The organism is Thiobacillus denitrificans, from assembly GCF_001530125.1.
GTDB classification, from domain to species: Bacteria; Pseudomonadota; Gammaproteobacteria; order Burkholderiales; family Thiobacillaceae; genus Thiobacillus; species Thiobacillus denitrificans_C.
On record NZ_LDUG01000032.1, the window covers coordinates 1 to 23604 of the forward strand.

The window sequence follows — 23604 nt, forward strand, 5'->3', positions numbered from 1 at the left end:
GCAGAGTGGAACCACCCCTTCCCATCCCGAACAGGACGGTGAAACGCTCCCGCGCCAATGATAGTAGGCACTGCGCCTGTGAAAGTAGGTCATCGTCAGACTCCTTATTCGTGCCCAAGGGCACATGAAAACCCCCTCACTCAATGAGGGGGTTTTTTTATGGGAATTTTAAAATCAGTAAATCTTGCGGCAGGTTTCGATTGGCGCTTGTGGCGCCGCATAAATGCTCTGAGCATGGGCTGCAAGCAGGTTTTCATAATTATTTCATCAATTAAATCAAGCCACTACCATGCCTCTACAACTTTAGTTGTATATATCATTTTTCTGGCTGAAGGTAAGTTGTTGCGTGGGCGTATGCCCATAACCAATGATCTTCATAAGGAGGCAATATGAATAAGCTGTATAAGAGTTTGCTGGTGTTGGCAGGGTTGGTGGCGTTTCCGGTTTTTGCTGCGGTGAACATCAATACTGCCACGCAGTCTGAGCTTGAGATGGTCAAGGGTCTGGGGCCAGCCAAGGCCAAGGCAATCATCACGTACCGGGAAACAAATGGTAATTTCAAGCACGTGGATGATTTGGATAATGTGAAAGGCTTTGGCAAGGTCAGCGTTGAAAAACTCAAAGAGGAGTTGTCGGTCGTTCCAGAGAAAGTCAAAAAATAGCACCAGGCTTTTCTGATAGAAGCTGTAGGTAACGTCTGACCTATCCCGCGGCAGCTAAAGCTGCGGGATACAAAGTTTGTTAGTCACATGCGTCAACTCAATCATCAGAACATGCTGATTTCCTGGGATTTATCGTAGTAATTCACCCGGAGTAGTCGCGGCATCGGACGAGATGCCCAGCCCCCGGTATAATGCCCCCCTTCCTGGCTGTCCCTGATTTCCCCATGTCTACCCTTGCCATCATTTTGATCGCAACTGCAGCGGGCAGCTTGCTGAGCTTGCTGCTGGCTGCGGTTGTGGCCTTGTCTGCGCGTCCCAGTTGGGTGCCCGTGCTGGTGAGTTACGCCATTGGCGCGCTGCTTGGTGCATCGTTGCTGGAAGTGCTGCCGGAAGCGGTCAAAATGAACGGCGATATCGATACGGTCTCCAAAGCCCTGCTGGGCGGGATCTTGCTGTTTTTCCTGCTGGAAAAGCTGGTGTTGTGGCGACACTGCCACGACGAGATTTGCGATGCGCACGGCAGTCATGACCACGGCCATGATCACGGACGTTCCGGACTGATGATCACGGTGGGCGACACCTTCCATAATTTCGTCGACGGCCTCATCATCGCTGGCGCCTTTCTGGTTGATTTCCGCCTGGGGGTGGTGACCGCGCTGGCGATCATCGCGCACGAAATCCCGCAGGAAATCGGCGATTTTCTGATTCTGTTGCACTCGGGCTATACCCGCACACAGGCCTTGCTGCTCAACTTGCTGACAGGGGTAGCGACAATGGTGGGGGCGTTGCTGGGGTATTACGCGCTGTCAATGCTGGAAGGCTGGACGCCGGCACTGCTGGGGCTGGCGGCGGCGAGCATGTTGTATGTGGCCTTGTCGGACCTGATCCCCGGACTGCACAAACGCGCGGAAATCGCCTCTACGCTGCAGCAGCTAGTGCTGATCGGACTGGGGATCGGCAGCGTCGCGCTGGCCGGTTATGTCATTGGACACGGCCATTGAGCGTCGTCGCCGCCGCTGGCCACCGGCCACGTAAATAAACAGCGTCAGTGGCAACACGCCAAGCAAGATCAGGATGACCAGCGCCTTGCCGATGCTGCTGGCGGTGATCGCCATCATCAGGATCACATAGGCCCAGCCAATCGCTACGATATACATCTCAAGCTCCATCAGGATTGAACGTCATGGTAACCAAAGCAAAGCCTGCCCGCACGCCGACCGTCGGATTCGTCTCTCTCGGGTGTCCGAAGGCGACGGTTGATTCCGAGCGCATCCTGACCCAACTGCGTGCCGAAGGCTACGGCATCGTCGGCAGCTACGACAATGCCGATGTGGTGGTGGTCAACACCTGCGGTTTTATCGATGCGGCGGTGCAGGAATCGCTCGAAGCGATCGGCGAGGCGCTGGCGGAAAACGGCAAGGTGATCGTGACCGGTTGTCTCGGCGCCAAGGCCGATGTGATCCGCGAGGCGCATCCCAAGGTGCTGGCGGTTTCCGGGCCGCACGCGCTGGACGAGGTGATGCTGGCGGTGCACACGGCGCTGCCCAAGCCGCATGATCCATTCGAAGACCTGATTCCGCCCGGTGGGGTCAAGCTCACCCCGCGTCATTACGCCTACCTGAAGATATCAGAGGGCTGCAATCACCGCTGTACGTTCTGCATCATCCCGTCGATGCGCGGCGATCTGGTGAGCCGCCCGATCGGCGAGGTGATGCGCGAGGCGGAGGCGCTGGTTGGCGCAGGGGTGCAGGAGTTGCTGGTGGTGTCGCAGGATACCAGCGCCTACGGGGTGGACGTGAAATACCGTCCTGGTTTCTGGAACGGACGCCCGCTGAAAACCCGCATGACCGAACTGTCTGGCGCGCTGGGGAGCCTGGGGGCCTGGGTGCGGCTGCATTATGTGTATCCCTATCCCAGCGTCGACGACGTGATTCCGCTGATGGCCGATGGCATCATCCTGCCCTACCTCGATATTCCGTTCCAGCATGCCAGCCCGCGCATTCTCAAGTTGATGAAGCGCCCAGGCGCGGTCGAGAAGACGCTGGATCGCATCCAGTCCTGGCGCGCCGCGGTGCCCGATCTCACGCTGCGATCGACCTTCATCGTCGGCTTTCCCGGCGAGACGGAATCAGAGTTCGAGGAATTGCTGGCCTTCCTGAAGGAGGCGCAGCTCGACCGCGTTGGCTGTTTCAAGTACTCGCCGGTCGAAGGCGCGGCGGCCAACGAATTGCCGGATGCCGTGCCGGAGGCGCTGAAGGAAGAACGCCTCGAACGCTTCATGGAGGTGCAGGCGGAAATCTCGGCGGCCCGGCTTGCGACCAAGATTGGTCGCGAAATCGAGGTGATCGTCGACGAACAGGACGAGGTCGGCACGCTGGCGCGCAGCCATGCCGACGCGCCCGAAATCGACGGCGTGGTTTATCTGGAAGGGGTGTTCGATCTGCAGCCGGGAACGCGCCTCAAGGTCCGCGTCGAGGAAGCCGACGAACACGATCTGTGGGCGACGCCGGTCTGAGCCTGCCTCGCGGATCGTCTCAAGACAACATCGAGATCAGACGGCGCGGGCGTCGCCAGAACTTCCAGGCGTCACGCGGGTGCAGATGCAGGACCTTGCCGCTGACCGGGTCCATCAGCCGCGGGCCTTGCGGATCGATCTTGCGCAGCGTGTCCAGTAGCGGTACGAACCAGTCCTGTTCCAGTCCGCGCAGCGCTTCGCGCCAGCCGTAGGCGTCGCCGACCTGCCCGGCCTGGGTCAGGGTGTCGAGCAAAATCACTCCATCGCTGCCAAATAATTGTGCGTCCCGATGCGCGGGGATCGCCTGCACACGCGCGTTACAGAAGGCGCCCAGCGCCCGCGCTTCGGCATTCCCCGCATACAGCGGAACAGGGGTGGCGCAGGTGACGGGTAGACTGCCGCCGCCCCACAGCCACAGCGAATTCACCGGCAGTTCGCCGCGTGCTTCGCGCGCCTGGTTCACCGGATGCTCGTGCAGCAGCATTTGCAGTTCATTCAATTCGGCACGAAACCGCATGGCGTCGTCGCCCTGCGGCAGCAGCGGATCGATATCGCGTCCCACCGCGACCGACAACGGCGTGGTGGTGAGGCGCGGTGCCTGGGGATACCGCAGGTACCAGTGCTGGGAGTGGAGAGGCAGCGGACTCAGGTCGGGACCGAAATGCTGGCCGATGGCGGTAGTGAGTGCGTCGGCTTCCTGCTGCGACAAATCAAAGGCGCTGCTGTCGGCTAGCACGATGCGGTCCCGCATCACCCGCAAATGTACCGGGTCGGCGCGCAGCCAGTAGGCATCCCCGGCCACCCCACCATCCGCCGCCAAGGTAATCGGGGCGAGTGGCCAGTCCTGCTGGCGGGCGATGCCCAGCGCCTCGCACAGGGCAGCCTCCACGCCCCCGGCCGGGCAGGGCTGGCGGGCGCCGCGTGCCAGCAAGGTTTGCAGCGCGGGCAGGTGCAGGTCCTGGGCTGCCGTTTCCAGCAGGCGCGCGGGCGGGAATAGATAGGGAATGATGAACAGCATGCACCGAGTGTAACAAGCGGATTCGTTAGCCCGAGTGTTTCATGAATTCGCGTGATGATCGCGCAGGATTTTGTTTTGTCGGGGGATTTTGTGAAGGAGTGGCGTAGTTATTCATACGCTCGACTGAACAAAATTTCCTTACGAAGCAAAAGACCAGCGAGGGCGCGCGCAAATTTGTGAAACATTCGGGCTAGCATGGCGGTCATGCACCAGGCCTTCCATGAAATCACCGTTCCCACCCGTGGCAAGGGCTTGTATGCGTTCACCCCGCAGGTGCGTGACTGGGTTGATGCCAGTGGCATCCGGCAGGGCCTGCTCACCCTGTATATCCGCCACACCTCGGCGAGCCTCTTGATCCAGGAAAATTATGATCCGACGGTGCAGACCGATTTGGAGCGCTTCCTGTCGCGGCTGGTGCCTGAAGGCGACCCGATTTACGAACATACCCTGGAAGGCGCGGATGACATGCCGGCCCATGTGCGCGCGGCATTGACGCCAACCCACCTGTCGATCCCGGTTGCCGACGGCAAGCCGCTGCTCGGCACCTGGCAGGGGATTTACGTCTTCGAGCATCGGCGTGCGGCGCAGACGCGCAGGGTGGTGCTGCACCTGCTGGGCGAGTAGCGAGCTGTGGCATACTCCGGGGATTCCTTTTGCGAGTCCTGCTTTGCTTCCCTACGAGCTTCTGATCGGCCTGCGCTACACCCACGCCAAGCGCCGCAACCATTTCATTTCCTTCATTTCCATCGTCTCCATGGCGGGCATCGCGCTCGGGGTGATGGCGCTGATCGTGGTGCTGAGTGTGATGAACGGCTTCCAGGAAGAGCTGCGCACGCGCATTCTCGGTGTGGCCGCGCACCTGGAAATCAGCGGCCCGGCGGATCGTCTGGCCGACTGGCGCGGCGTGCTGGCGGAGGCAAAGCAGAACAAGGAAGTGATGTCCGGCGCGCCCTTTGTGAATGCGCAGGGCATGCTGGCCAACGGCGACCTGGTGCGCGGGGCGATCATTCGCGGCGTGCTGCCGGATATGGAAAGCCAGGTCGCCGATTTTTCCAGCTATATGAAGGCCGGCAAGCTGACCGATCTGCAGGCGGGCGAATTCGGCATCATTCTTGGCGGCGAACTCGCCCGCGTGCTCAATGTGTATCCCGGCGACAAGCTGGTGCTGCTGACGCCGCAGGGCAACATCACCCCCGCCGGGGTGATGCCGCGCGTCAAGCAGTTCACCGTGATCGGCATCTTCGAGGCGGGCATGTTCGAATATGATTCTGGCCTGGCGCTGGTCCATCTGCACGACGCGCAGAAGCTGCTGCGCCTGGGCGAGGACGTGTCCGGGGTACGACTGAAGCTGACCGAACTGTTTCGCGCGCCCTTCGTCACCCGTGATCTGTCGCAGAGCCTCGCCGGCCACTATTACCTGACCGACTGGACGAAAAGCCACGCCAATTTCTTCCGCGCCGTGGCGATCGAGAAGCGCATGATGTTCCTGATCCTGCTGTTGATCGTCGCCGTCGCCGCGTTCAATATCGTCTCCACCCTGGTGATGGCGGTGACCGACAAGCAGTCCGACATCGCCATCCTTCGCACGCTGGGGGCTAAGCCCGGTTCGATCATGAAAATCTTTATTGTCCAGGGGGTGTTCATTGGCGTGTTCGGCACGCTGCTGGGACTTGCGAGCGGGGTGTTGCTCGCGCTCAACCTCGAGACCATCGTGCCCATCATCGAACGCATGGCCGGCATGGATCTGTTCCCGGCGGACGTGTACTACATTAACGAACTGCCGTCCAAGCTGGTGTGGAATGACGTCGGCATCATCGCCGGCATTTCGCTTCTCATCAGCCTGGTCGCGACGCTGTACCCGAGTTGGCGCGCGTCGCGCATCAATCCGGCGGAGGCGCTGCGCTATGAGTGAAGTCGTGTTGAGCTGCGCCGGACTAGGCAAGATTTTCCGCCAGGGCAGGATCGATGTGCCGGTGCTCGGCAGCGTCGATCTGGAAATTCATGCCGGCGAGTCGCTCGCCATCGTCGGCGCCTCCGGATCGGGCAAAAGCACCCTGCTGCATCTGCTGGGCGGACTCGATACGCCGACTTCCGGCACGATCAGCCTGATGGGGCGCGACCCCTTCGCGATTTCCGAAGCCGAGCGCAGCGATCTGCGCAATCGCGCGCTCGGTTTCGTCTACCAGTTCCACCACCTGCTGCCCGAGTTCACCGCGCAGGAAAACGCCGCCATGCCTTTCCTCATCCGCCGCATGGATCGGGCCGACGCGCTGGCGCGCGCCGCCGCGATTCTCGACGAGGTGGGTCTCGGTCATCGCCTCGCGCATCGACCCGGCGAGCTTTCCGGCGGCGAGCGCCAGCGTGTCGCCATCGCCCGCGCGCTGGTCACGCAACCCGCGTGTATCCTGGCCGACGAGCCCACCGGCAATCTCGACCGCCACACCGCCGACGCGGTGTTCGACCTGATGCGCGAGCTCAACTGCAAACACGCGACGAGCCTGGTCGTCGTCACCCACGACGCCGAGCTGGCAGCGCGCATGGACCGGCGCATGCGGCTGGTCGACGGAAGCCTGCAGCCGGCCTGATCCATCGGCGCGATGCGGCTCACCCTCATCGCGTTCTGCCTCGGTGTGTGGTGGCTGCAACAGCAGCCTGAACTGCCGCCGGTGCGCTGGCTGTGGCTGTTGCCACTGCTGCTTTCGCTGCTGTGGCTTCCGGTTTCCCCCCGCCCCGTTGCCGAATTCACGCGTCGTCTGGGCATCGTGCTGCTGTGCGTGGCGCTCGGCTTTGCCTGGGCCGCCTGGCGGGCGGATGTGCGGCTGGCCGAGCGCCTGCCCGCGCAATGGCAGGGGGTGGATATCGCGCTGGTCGGCGTGATTGCCGACCTGCCGCACACCAACGCGCGCGGCGAACGCTTCGTGTTCGACGTCGAGCAGGTGACCACCCCCAATGCCCCGGTGCTGCGGCGGATCCAGCTGACCCGCTACTGGCCGCGCGGATCAGCACATCGCGTCGCGCGGATGCAGGCCGGCGAACGCTGGCAGCTGACCGTGCGGGTCAAAATGCCCTACGGCACCAGCAATCCGCACGGCTTCGACCTCGAAGCCTGGATGCTGGAACGCGGTATCAATGCCAGCGGCTATGTGCGCGAGCAGCCTGCGCCGCAACGCCTCGCGGCGCAGGCGCACACCCCCGCCGCCTGGATTGCCGCGACCCGCGCGGCGGTGCGCCAGCGCATCTTCACGACGCTCGGCGACGCGCCTTATGCCGGCGTCATTGCCGCGCTGGTGGTGGGCGACCAGCGCGGCATCCCGTACGGTCAATGGCGCGCGTTCACCCGCACCGGCGTCAATCATCTCCTCTCCATTTCAGGGCTCCACGTCACCATGATCGCCACCCTTGCCGGCTGGCTGATGGCGAGCGTGTGGCGGCGTCTGCCGCGCCATGCGGAACGCCTGCCCGCACGCCAGGCCGGGTTGATCATGGCGGTGCTGGCGGCGCTCGCCTACGCCGTGCTGGCCGGATTCCAGGTGCCGGCGCAGCGCACTCTGTTCATGCTGGTCGTGCTGGCGCTGGCCTTCTGGGGGCGGCGCCAGGCGCGCCCCTTCACGGCGCTGATTGTGGCGCTCTTCGTCGTGCTGCTGGTCGACCCATGGGCGGTGTTGTCGGCCGGTTTCTGGCTGTCGTTCGGTGCCATGGCCGCGATCCTGTGGGTGACCTTCGGCCGCGTCGCGCTGCCCGACCAGCTGCGCGGCTGGGTCACGGTGCAATGGGCTGTCACGCTGGCGCTGGCGCCGGTGCTGTTTCTGCTGTTCCAGCAGGTCTCGCTGATCTCGCCGCTGGCCAATGCGGTGGCGATTCCACTGGTGAGCTGGCTGGTTACGCCGCTGGCGCTGCTGGGGGTGCTGATCCCGCCCCTGTGGCAGGTGGCGGCGTGGCTGATGGCCTGGCTGGGCGCGGGGCTGGCCTGGGCGAGCAGCCTGCCGCTGGCGGTGATGACGCTGCCTGCAGCGGGCTTGGAAGCGACGGCGCTGGCGCTGGCCGGAACGGTGTGGCTGCTGCTGCCGCGCGGGTTTCCGCTGCGCGTGCTGGGGCTGGTGCTGTGGCTGCCGCTGCTGTTTCCGCTGCGCGATGCCATTGCGCCCGACCATTTTCGTGCCGAGGCGATCGATGTCGGGCAGGGCACCGCCGTGCTGATCCGCACGGCGAATCATGTCCTGCTGTATGACACCGGCGCGTCATTCGCCGACAGCGATTCGGGCGAGCGCATCGTCGTCCCCTACCTGCGCGCATCGGGAATCGGGCGGCTGTCCGGGCTGATCGTTTCGCATGACGACAACGACCACAGCGGCGGCATGCGCTCGGTGCTGCGCGACATTCCGACCGACTGGCTGCTGCATGGAATGCCCGCGAACAGCCCCCTGCTCGATAACGCGCCGCCCGCGCGTTCGTGTGCGCGCGGCCAGCGTTGGAACTGGGACGGCGTGCAGTTCGAGATCCTTAATCCCCGGCCTGCAGCCTATGCTGAATCCCGGCGCCGCAACAACGACTTCAGTTGTGTGCTGCGGGTCAGCAGCGCGCGCCACAGCATGCTGCTGACGGGGGATGGCGAAAGGCAGACGGAACTCGAATTGCTCGAATCCGGTCAACTGACTCCGGTGAACGTCCTGTTCGCCGGGCATCACGGCAGCCGCACCTCGTCCATTCCGGAATTCGTGGCGGCAACCCGTCCCGAATTCGTCGTGTTCACCCTGGGTCACCGCAACCGCTATGGCCATCCGCATCCCCACGTGGCGGCGCGCTTTCGCGAGATCGATGCGCACATGCTGCGCAGCGATTCCGGCGGGCTGATCCGCCTCGATTTTGGCGAAGCCGGGGTCGAGGCCTCACAATATCGTCCCACCTATCGCCGCTACTGGCAGACCAAATTCTCGCAACCATGACCGAACCCTCGAAGCCCCGCTGCTTTGAAGCGACCGACCTCGAATCCGCCCGGCAGGCGCTGGCACGTGTGTTGCCGGTGGCGGAAAACGATCTGCCCTGGCAGGCGTTGGATCATGCGCGTCAGCAACTGGGCGCCAGCCATGTGTTCGCGCACAGCGTCGGTGCTGCGCTGATCGTGGCCGAGCTGCGGGTGGGGGCGGATGCAGTGGCCGCAGCCTTGCTGCAGGACTGCATCGACGACAGTCCGGAATTCGATGCCCGCTTCGGCACTGCGGCGCGGCTCGCTCGCGGCGTCGCGGCGATGGCGCGCATCGAGACGTTGGCCACCAGTGCCACCGATAAGCGCATCGACCCGCATGCCCAGCTGGAAGCGCTGCGCCAGATGGTGCTGGCGATGGTGGAAGATATCCGCGTGGTGCTGGTGAAACTGGCCGAGCGCACCCACGCCCTGCGCTGCGCCGCCAGCCAGGATGCCGCCACCCGCGAGGCGCTCGGCCAGCAGGCGCGCGAGCTGTTCGCCCCGCTGGCGAACCGGCTCGGCGTGTGGCAGATCAAGTGGGAAATGGAGGACTGGGCATTCCGCTATCTGGAACCCGACACCTACAAAGCCATCGCCACGCAGCTCGACGAAAAGCGCGCCGACCGCGAGGCCTACATCCAGGGCATCATCGAACGTCTGCAAGCGGAAATCGCGCTGCATGGCATCGAGGCCGAAGTCAGCGGCCGCCCCAAGCATATCGCCAGCATCGTCAACAAGATGCGGCGCAAACGATTGAGCTTCGAGCAGCTGTACGACATCCGCGCAGTGCGCGTGCTGGTCAAGCACGAGATCGACTGCTACACCGTGCTGGGTCTGGTGCACAACCTGTGGCAGCCGATTCCTGGCGAGTTCGACGACTACATCTCGCAGCCCAAAAGCAACGACTACCGTTCGTTGCATACCGCCGTCATCGGCCCCGAGGACCGTGCGCTCGAAGTGCAGATCCGCACCTTCGGCATGCATCGCCACGCCGAACTCGGCGTCGCCGCACACTGGCGCTACAAGGAAGGCGGCCGCCAGGATGCGCAGTACGAGGAAAAAATCGCCTGGCTGCGGCGCATTCTGGAATGGAAGGACGACGTTGCCGACAGCAGCGAATTCACCGAACAGTTCAAGACCGAGCTATTCCACGACCAGGTTTACGTGCTGACGCCGCAGGGGCGGGTGGTGGCGCTCGATCGCGGCGCCACGCCGGTGGATTTCGCTTACGCGCTGCACACCGACCTCGGCCACCGCTGCCGCGGTGCCAAGGTCAACGGCGCGATGGTGCCGCTCAACACCGTGCTCGACAACGGCCAGCGCGTCGAAATCGTCACTGCGAAGGAAGGCACGCCCAGCCGCGACTGGCTCAACCCCGCGCCGGGCTATCTGGCCACCCATCGGGCACGCGCCAAGGTGCGCGCGTGGTTCCGCCAGCGCGACGTCGGCGAGCAGGTCGGTCTCGGCCGCACCTTGCTGGAAAAGGAACTCAAGCGACTGGGCGTGGTGGACGCGAGCCAGGAAAAACTCGCCCAGCGGCTCAAGTTCGGCAAGGTCGACGAGTTCCTTGCCGCGCTCGGCCGCGGCGACGTCGGCCAGCGCGATCTGATCAATGCCCTGCAGGAATCCGGCAAGGTCATCCCCGCGTTGACGCCCACCAGCAAACCGCGGGTGCGCGCCAAAACCGGCAATCCGGTCACCATTCCGGGGCTGGGCGATGTGCCGCTTCAGCTTGCGCGCTGCTGCAAGCCGCAGCCGCCCGAGGCCATCGTCGCCTACACCACGGTGGGACGCGGAGTCACCGTGCATCGCGCTGACTGCGCCGCGCTCAAGCGCGCCAATCCCGCACGCTGGATGCCGGCCGAATGGGTGGCCGACGCCGGTGCGGCATTTGAAGTGGATATTTTGTTGAAAGCGTTTGATCGCCAGGGTCTACTGCGCGATATTTCCGATGTCATCGCCAAGGACAAGCTCGATGTGCTGCGCGTCAACACCGAGAGCCGCGGCGAATATGCCCACATGCGGCTCACCGTGCGGGTCAAGGAATTGCAGCAGCTGTCGCGGCTGCTGGCGCGCCTGCAACACGTGCAGAACGTGATCGAAGTGGGGCGGAGTTGAGTTTTCGTTTATTGTCCGGATTTCCCGTTTCCTTGAATCTGAAACATGGCTGAACTGGACGACATCGAGGCTGATTTTTCGCCACGGGCGCGATGGTGGCGCAACTGGAAAGTGATGCTGCCGCTGTGGCTGGCGATTGCCGCGCTGGTGGGCTTGGGGCTGCATTTCAACGTCGACAGCAGCGTGATCGCCGGCAGCGTGGTGGTGGTGGGGCTGCTCACCAATGCCTTTGCCTGGCTGCTGGGCATCATCGCGCTGGTGCCCATCATTGGCCCGATCATCGTCAAGATCCTGTCGATCGGCTTCATCTGGCTGCTTAACGCCGTCGGCTATCTGGTGTCCTACGTCGCCATCCGGCGCGGCTACTCGAAGGATGTGCTGACCTATCGCGGGGTCACGATCGCACTCATCATCGGTATTGTGATTGGCTTCGTGCTGGGCAAGCTGATTCAGGTCGCCGCCAGAATCCCGCGCGCCAGTAGCAGCATCCCGTTCGCCGACAGGTCTTCCGTAGGGAAGGCCAGATCGGCGGCCGAGGGGGTGTAATTGCGCGACAGCGACTTCAGATAAGCCGGGTCGTAATGCTGCTCCAGCAGGACGGCCACCAGTTCGGGCCAGGCCTGCCGGGTGGCCAGCGCCTGCCACGCCGCAATGATTTCGCTGCCGCGCAGCGCGGTGAGAAAGCCGAGCTGGCGGTTGATCGTCTCCGGGTCGTGCAAAAAGTGTGCGTAATCCTCGGTCAACAATTGAACCCGTGCGGCCAGAGGCACTTCCAGCCGGAGGCAGGGGCTGGCGTGCATGGCCGTGATCAGCGCATCGGGCACCCGCAGCGCACCGATCTTCTTGCTTTCCGATTCGACGAACACGGGTAGGGCGGGGTCGAAGCCGTTCAGCGCCGACCAGATAGCGCTCTCGAAACTTTTTTGCGACGGCTGGGCTTGCCCCGGCAGCGCGCCCAGCAGCGAACCCCGATGCGCGGCCAGCACTTCGAGATCGAGCACCTGGACCCCCTCGCTGGCCAGCGCCAGCAGCAGGCGGCTTTTTCCGCTGCCGGTGGGGCCGCTCACCACCCGATAGGCAAATAGCGCCGGCAGGCGGGCGAGTTCGGCCACCACATGCCGCCGATAGGCCTTGTAGCCGCCATCGAGCTGCATCGCGGCAAAGCCGATTTTCTGCAGGATGTGCGTCAGCGATCCGCTGCGGCTGCCGCCGCGCCAGCAAACCACCAGCGGCCGGTACAACTTGGGCTTGTCGGCGAACCAGGTGTCCAGATGCTGCGCGATGTTGCGCGCCACCAGCGCTGCGCCGATCTTTTTCGCCGCGAACGATGACACCTGCTTGTACAGGGTGCCGACGCGCGCGCGCTCGGCGTCGCTCAGCACCGGCAGGTTGGTCGCGCCGGGGATATGGTCTTCGGCGAATTCGCTGGGGGAACGGACGTCGATGATTTCATCGAAGGCCGTGAGTTCATCTACGGTGACGGGCAAGCTGGGCTCAACTTTCGGGGAAAAATACGGGGAGCGATCAGGTTTCCAGCATTGTCACACGGCCGCGGTCGCGGCTGCAAAACCGTGTCGGCCACGCCTGGGGCAAGCTGCTGCAAACCACGCCGGTGGATGCCTTGCTATCTGGGAGCAGGTAGCGGAGATGGCGATCCTGGCGGATGGCAGCATGGACTTGCTGCAGCCAGGATAAACGGGGCAAACTTGCGCACGATGCGCAGATTTAGTTGATTCTTAAACGGCCTGCAGGTTCGCGGGTCTGCGATCTTCCGTGCGCCGGCTGCTTGCCTTGCGGCGGTCTGCCGTGATTTCGTGCGGCAACGCAGTGTTGCGTGGCGCGATGCGGCGGTCATCCAAACGGCGTTCCAGCGGAATGAACTCAACTTGGTAAACTGGAAGAGCCGACATGGGTTTGTCCTTTTGTCGATATTTCAACGAATCATAGTCGGGATATCGACAGCCCACAAGAACAAGTTCGACCGCTAAGAAGATTATTTCATCCGCTTGTAGGCGCTGACTGCGTTCATTTCTGGGCAGCGCGCACCATGCGCTGCTTTTCCCGCTCCCATTCGCGGTCTTTTTCTGTCGCGCGCTTGTCGTGTTGCTTTTTGCCTTTAGCCAGGCCAAATTCAAGCTTGATACGGCCTTTGACGTAGTGCAAGTCGAGCGGCACCAGGGTGTAGCCGGCGCGTTCGGTCTTGCCGATGAGCTTGCTGATTTCCGCCGCGTGCAGCAGCAGCTTGCGCGAACGCGTGGGGTCGGGGTGGATGTGGGTGGAGGCGGTGGATAACGGGCTGATGTGGCAGCCGATCAGATAAACCGCGCCGCTCTTGACCACCACATAGGCTTCTTTCAACTGCACCCGGCCGGCGCGTATGGCTTTCACTTCCCAGCCTTCGAGCATGATGCCGGCCTCGAATCGCTCTTCGATGAAATAATCGTGAAAGGCTTTTTTGTTGTCGACGATGCTCATGGCAGACGGGCTTGCGTACAATTCTTGATTTTACAAGGCTTCAGTGTCATATGGCGCGTGTGCAAAAAAGTGTGCTGGTGGCGCACCCCCCCGAACGCATGTTTGAACTGGTGGATCGGGTCGAGGACTATCCCGCTTTTCTGCCATGGTGCGGGGGCACCGAGTTGAAATGGCGGGATGAAGTGAGTACGGTGGCAACGATCCATATTGCCTACATGGGCATCCGCCAGAGCTTCACCACGGAAAACTCTAAAACGCATCCACGCGAGATGCGGATCAGGTTGCGGGACGGCCCGTTTTCCGAGCTGGAAGGCGACTGGCTGTTTTCTCCGCTGGGAGAAGAGGCCTGCAAGATTGAGTTCCGCCTTCAGTACGCGTTTGCGAACCGGATGCTGGAAACCCTTCTGGCGCCCGTTTTTAGCCATATCACCAATACCTTTGTCGATGCCTTCGTGCGCCGTGCTGACGAGGTGTATGCCGGATGAACACAGCCAATATCAACGTCGAAGTCATATATGCCTTGCCGACGCAGCAGCCCCTGTTGCACGTCCAGCTTGCCGAAGGCGCGACGGTAGAAGATGCCATCCGCGCATCCGGCGTGCTGGACGCCTATCCCGAAATCGATCTGGCCAAAAACAAGGTCGGGATTTTCAGCAAGTTGGTCAAGCTGGATGACCCAGTGCGTGACCGCGACCGGGTGGAAATCTACCGTCCGCTGATCGCCGATCCCAAGGAAGTGCGCCGCAAACGCGCGGAGGAAGGCAAGGCCACAAAAAAGGGCGGCGGCGACGCCGCGCCCGAGAAAGCCGCAGAGGTGAACACATCCGAGGCGACGTGACGTGCGCCCGAAAAAAGGCCTTCCGGAATGAATCCGGAAGGCCTTTTTGCTGGAACTGGCTGACTTAGTCGCCGACTTTGAGCACCGGGTAGTTGAGCTGGGCCAGACCTTTCTTGACATGGTCGCTGGCCAGTTTGGACTGCTTGATGACCGTGTCGCTATCGCCTTTTGCAGCGGCTTCTTCGGCAGCCTTCAGCGCGGCATCGGCGGTCGTCCACAGTGCACTCTTGGCCTTGGCTGCCTTGACGTCAGCCTGGGCGGCGCTGAGCGCAGCCTTGGCTTCGGCGCTGATGGCGGCCTTGGCGGCCGCGGGCTTGTCGCCCGCCTTGTTGGCGTAAAGATCGGCGCATCCAGACAGGCCCAGCAGGGCTACGGAAGTCAGGGCAAGCAAAATTTTGGACATTGTTTTATCTCCTCGAGTTATATGGCGTTCAGGGATCGGGCTATTGAACCGCGCGCCCTAGCAGAATGAATGCTGACGCAAAGTTAGCCGTATCAGGCACGAGAGTCAACCATCAGTCGCATAAATGGATTGGTAGATTACGACCAAAAGGGGCATGGCAATCCCATGGTAGGGTTTGTGCGGGGCAGGGGCGGGCGCGTATAATTCCGCTTTGCATTAAGGAAAGCCCATGCGTGTTCTGCAAAAAGCGCTGACGTTCGACGATGTTCTGCTCGTTCCCGCCCATTCCGTCATCCTTCCCCGCGAAGTCTGCCTGTCCACGCAGCTGACTCGCACGATCACCCTGAATTTGCCCCTGTTGTCTGCCGCGATGGACACGGTGACCGAGGCGCGGCTGGCGATTGCGCTGGCGCAGGAAGGTGGCCTCGGCATCATCCACAAGAACATGAACGCCGAAATGCAGGCGGCGCAGGTTGCGGCGGTCAAGCGCTTCGAATCCGGCGTGGTCAAGGACCCCATTACCGTCACGCCGCAGATGACGGTGCGCCAGGTGCTCGAGATCACCCGCGCGAAGCGCATTTCCGGCTTGCCGGTGATCGACGGCGGCAAGGTGGTCGGCATTGTCACCAACCGCGACCTGCGCTTCGAAACCCGGCTCGACCAGCCAATCGCCAACATCATGACGCCGAAAGAGCGGCTGGTGACGGTGAAGGAGGGCGCCAACCGCGACGAGGCGATGGCGCTGCTGCACAAGCACCGGCTGGAACGCGTCCTGGTGGTGAACGACGCCTTCGAGTTGTGCGGCCTGATTACCGTCAAGGACATCCAGAAGTCGAGCGAGCATCCGCTGGCGTGCAAGGACGCGATGGGACGCCTGCGCGTCGGCGCGGCGGTCGGTACCGGCGAGGGCACTGAAGAGCGGGTGGCTGCGCTGGTGGCTGCCGGCGTCGATGTGATTACCGTGGATACGGCGCACGGCCATTCCCAGGGCGTGCTCGAGCGGGTGCGCTGGGTCAAGCAGAACTATCCAAACGTGCAGGTCATTGGCGGCAACATCGCCACCGCGTCGGCGGCGGCTGCGCTGGTCGAGCATGGCGCCGACGCAGTCAAGGTCGGCATCGGCCCCGGTTCGATCTGCACCACGCGCATGGTCGCAGGTGTCGGCATGCCGCAGATCACCGCGGTGGCGAACGTGGCCGATGCCCTGAAAGGCAGCGGCGTCGGCGTCATCGCCGACGGCGGCATCCGCTATTCCGGCGACATCGCCAAGGCGCTGGCCGCTGGCGCCCACTGCGTCATGCTCGGTGGCCTGCTGGCCGGCACCGAAGAGGCGCCCGGCGAAATCGAACTGTTCCAGGGCCGCTCCTACAAATCCTATCGCGGCATGGGCTCCTTGGGTGCGATGCAGCAGGGGTCCTCCGATCGCTATTTTCAGGACAACGAAAAAAGCGCCGAGAAACTGGTTCCCGAAGGCGTCGAGGGCCGAGTGCCCTACAAGGGCAGCGTGCTGGCGGTGATCCACCAGTTGGTGGGTGGCCTGCGCTCCAGCATGGGCTACCTCGGCGTTGCCACCATCACCGACATGCACGCCAAGGCCGAATTCGTTGAGATCACCTCGGCCGGCGTGCGCGAATCGCACGTTCACGATGTGCAGATCACGAAGGAAGCGCCGAATTATCGCGTTGAGTAGGTGGGGGCCGAGAGTCGAGAGCTGGGAGTCGAGAGCTGGGAGCTGAGAGCTGAGAGCTGGGAGCTGGGAGCTGAGAGTCGAGAGTCGAGAGTCGAGAGTCGAGAGTTTGGAGTCGAGAGTCGAGAGTTTGGAGCCAATGATCAGGGACTATCGGGACTTACTCATTTGGCAGGGGGCGATGAAGTTGGTCAAAGCCATTTATTCCGCCACCGCGACTTTTCCGGCAGCTGAAATTTATGGGCTCACCAGCCAGATTCGACGATCCGCAGTCTCGGTTCCCTCCAATATTGCCGAAGGGCATGGGCGAGAAAATGATGGCGATTTCCGGCGATTTCTCGCCATTGCACGCGGCTCCCTCGCTGAATTACAGACTCAACTGATCCTGTCGGGTGATCTGGGATTTGTCGATGAAGAGGCAGTTGCCACGCTTCTCGGAAACACCGATGAACTAGCGAGAATGATCCGAGGCATGCAAAAAAGCCTCGCCAATAAATAACCGCGTCCCGCCCCTTACTCTCGACGCTCCACCCTAGCTACCACTCTCCGCTTCACGCTAATCACTCTCCACTCTCGACTCTCCGCCCATCAAACATGCACCAGAAAATCCTCATCCTCGACTTCGGTTCCCAGTACACCCAGCTGATTGCGCGCCGCGTGCGCGAGGCGGGCGTCTACTGTGAACTGCATCCCAACGACGTGACCGAAGCTTTCGTGCGCGACTTTGCGCCGGCCGGCATCATTCTCTCCGGCGGACCCAGTTCGGTGTACGAAGAGGAAACCCCGCGCGCGCCCGACGTGGTGTTCACGCTCGGCGTGCCGGTGCTGGGCATCTGCTACGGCATGCAGACCATGGCGGCGCAACTGGGTGGCCAGGTGGAGGGCGCGGCCAAGCGCGAATTCGGGTACGCCGAAATTCGCGCGCGCGGCCACACGGCACTGCTGCGCGACATCCAGGATCGGGTCAACGACGAAGGCCATGGGCTACTCGACGTATGGATGAGCCACGGCGACAAGGTCACCGCGCTGCCGCCCGGCTTCAAGGTGATGGCGAGCAATGCTGCCACGCCGATTGCCGCAATGGCCGACGAGGACCGCCGCTTCTATGGCGTGCAGTTCCATCCCGAAGTCACCCACACCCTGCAGGGCAAGACGGTGATCAACCGCTTTGTGCGCGATCTGTGCGGCTGCGCGGGCGACTGGAACATGCCCGATTACGTCGACGAGGCCATCGGCCGCGTGTGCAGCGAGGTTGGCAGCGACGAAGTGATTCTGGGTCTGTCCGGTGGCGTCGATTCTTCGGTGGTCGCGGCGCTGCTGCATCGCGCCATCGGCACGCAGCTCACCTGCGTGTTCGTTGACAACGGCCTGTTGCGCCTGAACGAAGCCGAGCAGGTGATGCAGACCTTCGCCGACAACCTCGGCGTCAAGGTCATCCACGTCGACGCGCGCGACCGCTTCATGGACGCGCTCGCCGGCGTCTCCGACCCCGAACAGAAGCGCAAGATCATCGGCCGCGAATTCGTCCACGTGTTCCAGGAAGAAGCCGAGAAACTGCCCAAGGCCAAGTGGCTGGCGCAGGGAACCATCTATCCGGATGTGATTGAATCGGCCAGCGCCAAGACCAAAAAAGCGCACACCATCAAGAGCCACCACAACGTCGGTGGCCTGCCCGACACCCTGCACCTGAAGCTGCTCGAACCGCTGCGCGAACTGTTCAAGGATGAAGTGCGCGAACTGGGCATTGCGCTCGGCCTGCCGCACGACATGGTCTACCGCCATCCATTCCCCGGCCCCGGCCTGGGTGTGCGCATCCTCGGTGAAGTCAAACGAGAATACGCCGAGCTGCTCAGACGGGCCGATGCCATCTTCATCGAAGAACTGCGCGCCCATGGTGATGGGGAAATATCCTGGTACGAGAAAACCAGCCAGGCCTTCGTCGTGTTCCTTCCAGTGAAGAGCGTCGGCGTCATGGGCGACGGCCGCACCTACGATTATGTCGTCGCCCTGCGTGCCGTGCAGACGCAAGACTTCATGACCGCCCACTGGGCCGAACTGCCCTACACGCTACTTGGCAAGGTTTCCAACCGCATCATCAACGAAGTACGCGGCATCAACCGTGTCGTCTACGACATCAGCGGCAAGCCACCGGCTACGATTGAGTGGGAGTAAGCCCTTTGAGGCGTTGGGCGAGGGGCCCCGCGCAGCGGGGATCGACCCGCCGAAAAGGGCTGCCGGGGGATCTTCGAGGCCGCCATTTCCATAATATTTCCGTCATATCGGTATGGCCCAATCCATGGATGGCCGGTGCCGGCCTTTTCCGTGGAACGACGGATGGAATGCAGGGGGTAGGTTGCTATCCTTATGGATAATGATGATGATCCCCATTATGAAAGCTTAGCGTTACGCGCCGGGCAGTTGATCGCCTGGCCTAAACAACCGGCACGGTATCGATTGCGCCCGGCAGCCTGATTCGCTGCGAATCGGTATGCATCGTTCATTCCTGGGGGAATGTATGGATGAATATGTTGTCCTTTGCTTCGATGCCTTGCGCATTGCATTGCCGCTGTCTGTCGTCGAACGCGTCATTCGCGCCGTTTACGTCACCCCGCTTCCGGGCGCGCCGGCCATCGTGAGTGGCGTGGCGAACCTCCAGGGGCGCGTTATTCCGGTGGTCAATATGCGCAGGCGCTTTCGTCTGCCGGAGCGGGAGATGGCCTTGACCGACCGGCTCGTCATCGCGCATACGGCGCAACGCCCGGTCGCGCTGGTGGCCGATTCGGTCAACGGCGTGCTCGAACACGCCGGGCCGGATCGCGTCGATGCGGAGACCATTCTTCCCGACCTCGAATATGTCGAGGGCGTGGTCAAGCTCGACGACGGCCTGATTCTCATCCATGACCTGGACCGCTTTCTTTCGCTGGACGAAGCGGAAGCGCTCGATCGGGCGATGGCGGCGGCCGAAGACCGGTAGATGCGGCCGACGCTTCCCGATTCCCTGCTTTCCGCCCTGAGCGCGCTGCTGGCCGCCCGCATCGGCCTGCATTTCCCGAAGGAACGCTGGGGCGATCTCGAGCGGGGCATCGCCGCCGCCGCAGCGGCCTTCGACATGCCGGATGCGGCGTCATGCGCGCAGCGGCTCCTGTCCGCCCCGCTGACGCACAGCGAGATCGAAATCCTCGCCAGCCACCTGACCGTGGGGGAGACCTATTTCTTTCGCGAACCGCGCAGCCTCGACGGCTTCGAACAGCACATCCTGCCGGCGCTGCTGCACGCGCGCGCGCACAACACGCGGCGGCTGCGTATCTGGTGCGCCGGCTGCTGCACGGGCGAGGAACCCTATTCGATCGCGATGCTTCTCGACCGGCTGATTCCGGATCACGAGACATGGAATGTCACCCTTCTGGCCACCGACATCAACCCGCTGTTTCTCAGGAAAGCGGCGGAAGGCGAGTACGGCGAATGGTCGTTTCGCGCCACCCCGGACTGGATCAGGGCGCGCTATTTCAAACGGAAGCGGAACGGACGCTACGAACTGCATCCGCGCATTCGAAAAAAGTTGACGTTTTCCTACCTCAACCTCGCCGAGGATGTTTATCCCTCGCTTTCGAACAACACCAATGCGATGGACGTGATTTTCTGCCGCAACGTGCTGATGTATTTCACCGCGGAACGGGCCAGCGCGGTCGTCGAGCAGCTCTACCGTTCGCTGGTCGACGGCGGCTGGCTCATCGTGAGCCCTGCGGAGACGTCGAGCGCCCTGTTCTCGCGCTTCACGAGCGTCGCGTTCGCCGGCGCGACCCTCTACCGCAAGCCGGCCGATGCGGACGCGCCGCGCTTTGCGAGCCCTGTGCCGGCCCCGGCGGCGGAACCCTGGCGACCGGTGCCGGTGCCGGAAGTCGCCGCAGCGCCGACGCCGGCGAGTCTGGCAGCGGCGCCCCGCAGTACTGGTACGCCGGCGCAGGCGGCGCGCGACTGCGCCAACCAGGGGCGGCTCGACGAAGCGGTTGCGTGGTGCCGCGAGGCGATCACCGCGGACAAGCTCAACCCCGCCGGTTATTACCTCCTCGCCACCGTGCAGCAGGAACAGGGGCAAAACGCCGCCGCCGTGCAGTCGCTCCAGCGCGCGCTCTATCTCGATCCAGGTTTCGTGCTCGCCCACTTCGCGCTCGGCAATCTGTGCCGGTCGCAAGGGCGGCAGCGCGAGGCACAGCGTCACTTCGAGCATGCGCAGACCCTGCTGCAGACTCATCTTCCGGACGATATCCTCCCCGAGTCGGATGGCCTGACCGCCGGCCGGCTCGGCGAAATCATCGCGTCGGTGCAGTCGAGCCTGCCGTGGATCGCCGCCGGAACGTAACGCGTGCTATACGAATGAATAACCCTGAATTTTTTACCACGGAGGCACAGAGGCACAGAGGAAGACGAGAAATCATAATTGAACCGCACCTGGCCACTCACCCGACAGGTGACGGTGGGCGCGATGCAAGTCTTTAGTTTTTTCTCTGTGTCTCTGTGGTTCAAATAGGGTTTTCAAGATAACAATTAGGGAGGAATGCACATGAAAACCGGCGAGAAGGTGTCGCGCAGCAAGCGAGGACTGACGCCGGTCGACTGGCACGCGGTCAGCCAGCGCCTGGAAAAGGCGCGCGGCGTGATCGAGCATGCCTGGATGCCGTCTTTGGCGGAGACCCAGCGTGTTCTGATGGCGCGTGCGCAGGCGCTCGGGCGGGTGCCCGAAGCGGCGGAGACCGCCAGCGAACACATCGAAGTGGTGGAATTCGTTCTGGCCCACGAACGCTACGCTATCGAGTCGCGTTACGTCCGCGAGGTCGCGCCCCTGGAAAACCTGACGCCGCTGCCGTGCACCCCGGCCTTCGTGCTCGGCATCGTCAACCTGCGCGGCGAGATTCTCTCGGTCATCGACATCAAGAAATTCTTCGAACTGCCGGAGCAGGGGCTGACCGACCTCAACAAAATCATCGTGCTGCAGTCCGAAGACATGCTGTTCGGCATCCTGGCCGATGCGATTACCGGCGTGCGCCGCATTCCGGTGACCGGGATCCAGCCGTCCCTGCCCACGCTCACCGGCATCCGCGAGGATTATCTGCAAGGCGTGACGCCCGAGCGCCTGGTGATCCTCGACGCGGAGAAACTGCTGACGGACGAAAGTATTGTTGTGCAGGAGCAGGTGGCCGGATAGGAAAACGCGGAACCGGATTCAGTTGGCACGTCACAATGCAGCAAAGGAGATCAAGGCATGAAATGGTTTCTCGACCTTACGACACGCGGCAAGCTGTTCGCCGGCTTCGGGCAGATGACGGTTTTTCTCGCGACCAAACAGCCTGACAAGGCGGTCGTAACAGGCGTCAGGCGGAGAGGGCAGCATTTTGTGGCAACTGACGGCGCAATATCAGACGTGACAGCAAGCCGAACAACCGAAACCTTGAGGGTGATCAGACCATGACTATCGGCAAAAAAATTATCGGCGGCTACGCCGTCGTATTGGGGCTGCTTGCGATCGTGATGTTTGTCGCCTTTTATTCGCTCGACCGGGTGCAGGCGACCTATGACGGCTTTATCGACGTGGACGAGCAACTGGTCGAGGGCGCCGACAGGCTGCGCTTCGAACTGAACGATCAGGTCGGCAACTACCGGGGCATTCTGCTCTATCCCGATCTCCGGAAAAGTTACCTGGAAGACCTGCAGACCAACCGGCGCCGCTTCGGCGAGATCGTCGGAACCATGCGCCAGCTCGTCCGTAGCGCAGAAGGACGCGGCATGCTGGACGAAATCGCTGCCCTGCAGGCGAAGAACGAGCTGGCGCAGGATGGCGTCATCGAACTGGCGCGGCAAGGAAAGCGCGCGGAGGCGCTGGCGCTGGGGATCGAGGAGGTGCGCCCCATCAGCACTACCCTGATCGACCAGGCGGAGCGCTTCCGCGACCGGGAACTGAAGCTGATGGCGGAAGGCCGCGCCGAACTGGCGGCGACGGTCAATCTCCTGACGTGGGTGATGTGGGGCGCTTCGTTGCTCGCTCTTGTCGTCGGCCTGGCCATCGGCTTCTATCTCAGTCGCGCCATCACCCGGCAACTCCGCGAGAGCATCGCCCAGATAGCTTCCTCGTCCAGTGAAATTCTCGCCACCACGAGCCAGGTTGCCTCGGGGGCGGCCGAAACCGCAACGGCGGTGAGCGAGACCACCGCCACCGTGGAGGAAGTGAAGCAGACCGCGCAGCTTGCCAGCCAGAAGGCGCGCTTCGTTTCCGACAGCGCGCAGAAAGCGTCCCAGGTTTCGCAGCGCGGCAGCAAGTCGGTGGAGGAGGCGATCCAGGGGATGAACCGCATCCAGGAACAGATGGAATCGATTGCCGAGAGCATCGTGCGTTTGAGCGAACAGAGTCAGGCCATCGGCGAGATCATCGCCACCGTCAACGACCTCGCCGAGCAATCGAACCTGCTGGCGGTGAACGCCGCCATCGAGGCGGCCAAGGCGGGCGAACAGGGCAAGGGCTTTGCCGTGGTGGCGCAGGAGGTGAAAAGCCTGGCCGAACAGTCCAAGCAGGCGACCGGCCAGGTGCGGACGCTCCTCGGCGACATCCAGAAAGCCACCAGTGCTGCGGTGCTGGCCACCGAGCAGGGCAACAAGGCGGTCGAGGCCGGCGTCAGGCAGACCGGCGAGACCGGCGAAGCAATCCGCCTGCTGGCCGAGAGCATCAACGAGGCGGCGCAGGCGGCCACCCAGATCGCCGCCTCGAGCCAGCAGCAGATGGTGGGCATGGATCAGGTGGCGCAGGCGATGGAGAACATCAAGCAGGCCAGCGTGCAGAACGTTGCTGGCACCCGCCAGGCGGAGGTGGCCGCGCAGGGTCTGCATGAACTGGGGCAGAAGCTGGGCGACCTGATCGGGAACAAGGCCGCCTGAT

The 23604-nt window shown here is 62.7% G+C and carries 24 protein-coding genes and 1 rRNA gene; 20 read left to right on the forward strand and 5 right to left on the reverse strand.

Annotated elements, in window-relative coordinates:
- The 3 genes from rrf to ABW22_RS11200 form a co-directional block, all read left to right on the forward strand.
- A 5S ribosomal RNA gene (gene rrf / locus ABW22_RS11190) occupies nt 1-101 on the forward strand; the annotation flags it as partial.
- Nucleotides 102-389: 288 nt separating this feature from the next.
- Complete coding sequence (locus tag ABW22_RS11195; protein ID WP_059756414.1) at nt 390-662, forward strand: ComEA family DNA-binding protein; 273 nt, start codon at nt 390-392, stop codon at nt 660-662.
- Between the two features lie 224 nt (nt 663-886).
- Nucleotides 887-1663, forward strand: a complete 777-nt coding sequence (locus tag ABW22_RS11200) for a ZIP family metal transporter (RefSeq protein ID WP_059756417.1) — start codon at nt 887-889, stop codon at nt 1661-1663.
- Here the strand turns inward: ABW22_RS11200 and ABW22_RS16825 are convergent.
- Complete coding sequence (locus ABW22_RS16825; RefSeq protein WP_082708754.1) at nt 1595-1819, reverse strand: hypothetical protein; 225 nt, start codon at nt 1817-1819, stop codon at nt 1595-1597. The genes ABW22_RS11200 and ABW22_RS16825 overlap by 69 nt on opposite strands.
- Nucleotides 1820-1845: 26 nt before the next feature.
- Here ABW22_RS16825 and rimO point away from each other — a divergent pair, with 26 nt between their 5' ends.
- Complete coding sequence (gene rimO / locus ABW22_RS11205) at nt 1846-3177, forward strand: 30S ribosomal protein S12 methylthiotransferase RimO (protein ID WP_059756420.1); 1332 nt, start codon at nt 1846-1848, stop codon at nt 3175-3177.
- 19 nt (nt 3178-3196) lie between these two features.
- On the opposite strand, the gene ABW22_RS11210 is transcribed toward rimO, so the two are convergent.
- Nucleotides 3197-4195 (reverse strand): hypothetical protein, encoded by a 999-nt coding sequence (locus ABW22_RS11210; protein ID WP_059756425.1) that lies wholly within the window; start codon nt 4193-4195, stop codon nt 3197-3199.
- A gap of 195 nt (nt 4196-4390) precedes the next feature.
- On the opposite strand from ABW22_RS11210, the gene ABW22_RS11215 reads away from it, so the two are divergent.
- From ABW22_RS11215 to ABW22_RS11240, 6 genes are read left to right on the forward strand one after another with little or no spacing between them, the layout of a single operon-like run.
- A complete protein-coding gene (locus ABW22_RS11215) occupies nt 4391-4819 on the forward strand; it encodes a secondary thiamine-phosphate synthase enzyme YjbQ (RefSeq protein ID WP_059756428.1) in 429 nt (142 codons plus the stop codon).
- A gap of 43 nt (nt 4820-4862) precedes the next feature.
- Nucleotides 4863-6107 carry a lipoprotein-releasing ABC transporter permease subunit gene (locus ABW22_RS11220; protein ID WP_059756432.1) on the forward strand — a complete coding sequence of 415 codons (1245 nt, stop codon included), beginning with the start codon at nt 4863-4865 and terminating at the stop codon, nt 6105-6107.
- The gene (gene lolD / locus ABW22_RS11225; protein ID WP_059756435.1) at nt 6100-6780 is read left to right on the forward strand and encodes a lipoprotein-releasing ABC transporter ATP-binding protein LolD; all 681 of its coding nucleotides are present in this window, start codon (nt 6100-6102) and stop codon (nt 6778-6780) included. Before ABW22_RS11220 ends, lolD begins: the two co-directional genes overlap by 8 nt.
- Before the next feature lie 12 nt (nt 6781-6792).
- Complete coding sequence (locus ABW22_RS11230; protein WP_059756438.1) at nt 6793-9138, forward strand: DNA internalization-related competence protein ComEC/Rec2; 2346 nt, start codon at nt 6793-6795, stop codon at nt 9136-9138.
- Nucleotides 9135-11276 (forward strand): RelA/SpoT family protein, encoded by a 2142-nt coding sequence (locus tag ABW22_RS11235; RefSeq protein WP_059756441.1) that lies wholly within the window; start codon nt 9135-9137, stop codon nt 11274-11276. Before ABW22_RS11230 ends, ABW22_RS11235 begins: the two co-directional genes overlap by 4 nt.
- A gap of 45 nt (nt 11277-11321) precedes the next feature.
- The gene (locus ABW22_RS11240) at nt 11322-11822 is read left to right on the forward strand and encodes a hypothetical protein (RefSeq protein WP_330218762.1); all 501 of its coding nucleotides are present in this window, start codon (nt 11322-11324) and stop codon (nt 11820-11822) included.
- Here the strand turns inward: ABW22_RS11240 and mnmH are convergent.
- Nucleotides 11726-12763 (reverse strand): tRNA 2-selenouridine(34) synthase MnmH, encoded by a 1038-nt coding sequence (gene mnmH, locus ABW22_RS11245; protein WP_059756444.1) that lies wholly within the window; start codon nt 12761-12763, stop codon nt 11726-11728. The genes ABW22_RS11240 and mnmH overlap by 97 nt on opposite strands.
- Nucleotides 12764-13301: 538 nt before the next feature.
- Nucleotides 13302-13751: an SsrA-binding protein SmpB gene (gene smpB / locus ABW22_RS11250; protein ID WP_059756447.1), complete on the reverse strand. Its 450-nt coding sequence runs from the start codon at nt 13749-13751 to the stop codon at nt 13302-13304.
- Between the two features lie 50 nt (nt 13752-13801).
- On the opposite strand from smpB, the gene ABW22_RS11255 reads away from it, so the two are divergent.
- Nucleotides 13802-14236: a type II toxin-antitoxin system RatA family toxin gene (locus ABW22_RS11255; protein ID WP_059756452.1), complete on the forward strand. Its 435-nt coding sequence runs from the start codon at nt 13802-13804 to the stop codon at nt 14234-14236.
- Nucleotides 14233-14589 (forward strand): RnfH family protein, encoded by a 357-nt coding sequence (locus ABW22_RS11260; protein ID WP_059756456.1) that lies wholly within the window; start codon nt 14233-14235, stop codon nt 14587-14589. Before ABW22_RS11255 ends, ABW22_RS11260 begins: the two co-directional genes overlap by 4 nt.
- Before the next feature lie 64 nt (nt 14590-14653).
- On the opposite strand, the gene ABW22_RS11265 is transcribed toward ABW22_RS11260, so the two are convergent.
- Nucleotides 14654-14992, reverse strand: a complete 339-nt coding sequence (locus ABW22_RS11265) for a hypothetical protein (RefSeq protein ID WP_059756459.1) — start codon at nt 14990-14992, stop codon at nt 14654-14656.
- Between the two features lie 229 nt (nt 14993-15221).
- Here ABW22_RS11265 and guaB point away from each other — a divergent pair, with 229 nt between their 5' ends.
- From guaB to ABW22_RS11305, 8 genes are all read left to right on the forward strand, one after another.
- On the forward strand, nt 15222-16682 hold the full coding sequence (gene guaB, locus ABW22_RS11270; protein WP_059756462.1) for an IMP dehydrogenase: 1461 nt from the start codon (nt 15222-15224) through the stop codon (nt 16680-16682).
- A 136-nt stretch (nt 16683-16818) separates the two neighbouring features.
- Nucleotides 16819-17178: a four helix bundle protein gene (locus tag ABW22_RS11275; RefSeq protein WP_059756502.1), complete on the forward strand. Its 360-nt coding sequence runs from the start codon at nt 16819-16821 to the stop codon at nt 17176-17178.
- A 95-nt stretch (nt 17179-17273) separates the two neighbouring features.
- Nucleotides 17274-18851, forward strand: a complete 1578-nt coding sequence (gene guaA, locus ABW22_RS11280; RefSeq protein ID WP_059756466.1) for a glutamine-hydrolyzing GMP synthase — start codon at nt 17274-17276, stop codon at nt 18849-18851.
- 343 nt (nt 18852-19194) lie between these two features.
- The gene (locus ABW22_RS11285; protein WP_059756470.1) at nt 19195-19653 is read left to right on the forward strand and encodes a chemotaxis protein CheW; all 459 of its coding nucleotides are present in this window, start codon (nt 19195-19197) and stop codon (nt 19651-19653) included.
- Nucleotides 19654-21039: a CheR family methyltransferase gene (locus ABW22_RS11290; protein WP_059756475.1), complete on the forward strand. Its 1386-nt coding sequence runs from the start codon at nt 19654-19656 to the stop codon at nt 21037-21039. It abuts the gene before it with no gap.
- 201 nt (nt 21040-21240) lie between these two features.
- On the forward strand, nt 21241-21882 hold the full coding sequence (locus ABW22_RS11295; RefSeq protein WP_059756507.1) for a chemotaxis protein CheW: 642 nt from the start codon (nt 21241-21243) through the stop codon (nt 21880-21882).
- 57 nt (nt 21883-21939) lie between these two features.
- Nucleotides 21940-22146 (forward strand): hypothetical protein, encoded by a 207-nt coding sequence (locus ABW22_RS11300; RefSeq protein ID WP_059756478.1) that lies wholly within the window; start codon nt 21940-21942, stop codon nt 22144-22146.
- Entirely contained in the window at nt 22143-23603 is a 1461-nt protein-coding gene (locus tag ABW22_RS11305) for a methyl-accepting chemotaxis protein (RefSeq protein WP_059756483.1), read from the forward strand. Before ABW22_RS11300 ends, ABW22_RS11305 begins: the two co-directional genes overlap by 4 nt.
- The last annotated feature ends 1 nt before the right edge of the window (nt 23604 follow it).

Excerpts from the sequence above, each read along its gene's own strand:
- ABW22_RS11195 (WP_059756414.1), top strand. The coding sequence starts at position 390 with ATGAATAAGCTGTATAAGAGTTTGCTGGTGTTGGCAGGGTTGGTGGCG.
- ABW22_RS11200 (WP_059756417.1), top strand. The coding sequence starts at position 887 with ATGTCTACCCTTGCCATCATTTTGATCGCAACTGCAGCGGGCAGCTTG.
- ABW22_RS16825 (WP_082708754.1), bottom strand. The coding sequence starts at position 1,819 with ATGTATATCGTAGCGATTGGCTGGGCCTATGTGATCCTGATGATGGCG.
- rimO (WP_059756420.1), top strand. The coding sequence starts at position 1,846 with ATGGTAACCAAAGCAAAGCCTGCCCGCACGCCGACCGTCGGATTCGTC.
- ABW22_RS11210 (WP_059756425.1), bottom strand. The coding sequence starts at position 4,195 with ATGCTGTTCATCATTCCCTATCTATTCCCGCCCGCGCGCCTGCTGGAA.
- ABW22_RS11215 (WP_059756428.1), top strand. The coding sequence starts at position 4,391 with ATGGCGGTCATGCACCAGGCCTTCCATGAAATCACCGTTCCCACCCGT.
- lolD (WP_059756435.1), top strand. The coding sequence starts at position 6,100 with ATGAGTGAAGTCGTGTTGAGCTGCGCCGGACTAGGCAAGATTTTCCGC.
- ABW22_RS11230 (WP_059756438.1), top strand. The coding sequence starts at position 6,793 with ATGCGGCTCACCCTCATCGCGTTCTGCCTCGGTGTGTGGTGGCTGCAA.
- ABW22_RS11235 (WP_059756441.1), top strand. The coding sequence starts at position 9,135 with ATGACCGAACCCTCGAAGCCCCGCTGCTTTGAAGCGACCGACCTCGAA.
- ABW22_RS11240 (WP_330218762.1), top strand. The coding sequence starts at position 11,322 with ATGGCTGAACTGGACGACATCGAGGCTGATTTTTCGCCACGGGCGCGA.
- smpB (WP_059756447.1), bottom strand. The coding sequence starts at position 13,751 with ATGAGCATCGTCGACAACAAAAAAGCCTTTCACGATTATTTCATCGAA.
- ABW22_RS11255 (WP_059756452.1), top strand. The coding sequence starts at position 13,802 with ATGGCGCGTGTGCAAAAAAGTGTGCTGGTGGCGCACCCCCCCGAACGC.
- ABW22_RS11260 (WP_059756456.1), top strand. The coding sequence starts at position 14,233 with ATGAACACAGCCAATATCAACGTCGAAGTCATATATGCCTTGCCGACG.
- ABW22_RS11265 (WP_059756459.1), bottom strand. The coding sequence starts at position 14,992 with ATGTCCAAAATTTTGCTTGCCCTGACTTCCGTAGCCCTGCTGGGCCTG.
- guaB (WP_059756462.1), top strand. The coding sequence starts at position 15,222 with ATGCGTGTTCTGCAAAAAGCGCTGACGTTCGACGATGTTCTGCTCGTT.
- ABW22_RS11275 (WP_059756502.1), top strand. The coding sequence starts at position 16,819 with ATGATCAGGGACTATCGGGACTTACTCATTTGGCAGGGGGCGATGAAG.
- guaA (WP_059756466.1), top strand. The coding sequence starts at position 17,274 with ATGCACCAGAAAATCCTCATCCTCGACTTCGGTTCCCAGTACACCCAG.
- ABW22_RS11285 (WP_059756470.1), top strand. The coding sequence starts at position 19,195 with ATGGATGAATATGTTGTCCTTTGCTTCGATGCCTTGCGCATTGCATTG.
- ABW22_RS11290 (WP_059756475.1), top strand. The coding sequence starts at position 19,654 with ATGCGGCCGACGCTTCCCGATTCCCTGCTTTCCGCCCTGAGCGCGCTG.
- ABW22_RS11295 (WP_059756507.1), top strand. The coding sequence starts at position 21,241 with ATGAAAACCGGCGAGAAGGTGTCGCGCAGCAAGCGAGGACTGACGCCG.
- ABW22_RS11300 (WP_059756478.1), top strand. The coding sequence starts at position 21,940 with ATGAAATGGTTTCTCGACCTTACGACACGCGGCAAGCTGTTCGCCGGC.
- ABW22_RS11305 (WP_059756483.1), top strand. The coding sequence starts at position 22,143 with ATGACTATCGGCAAAAAAATTATCGGCGGCTACGCCGTCGTATTGGGG.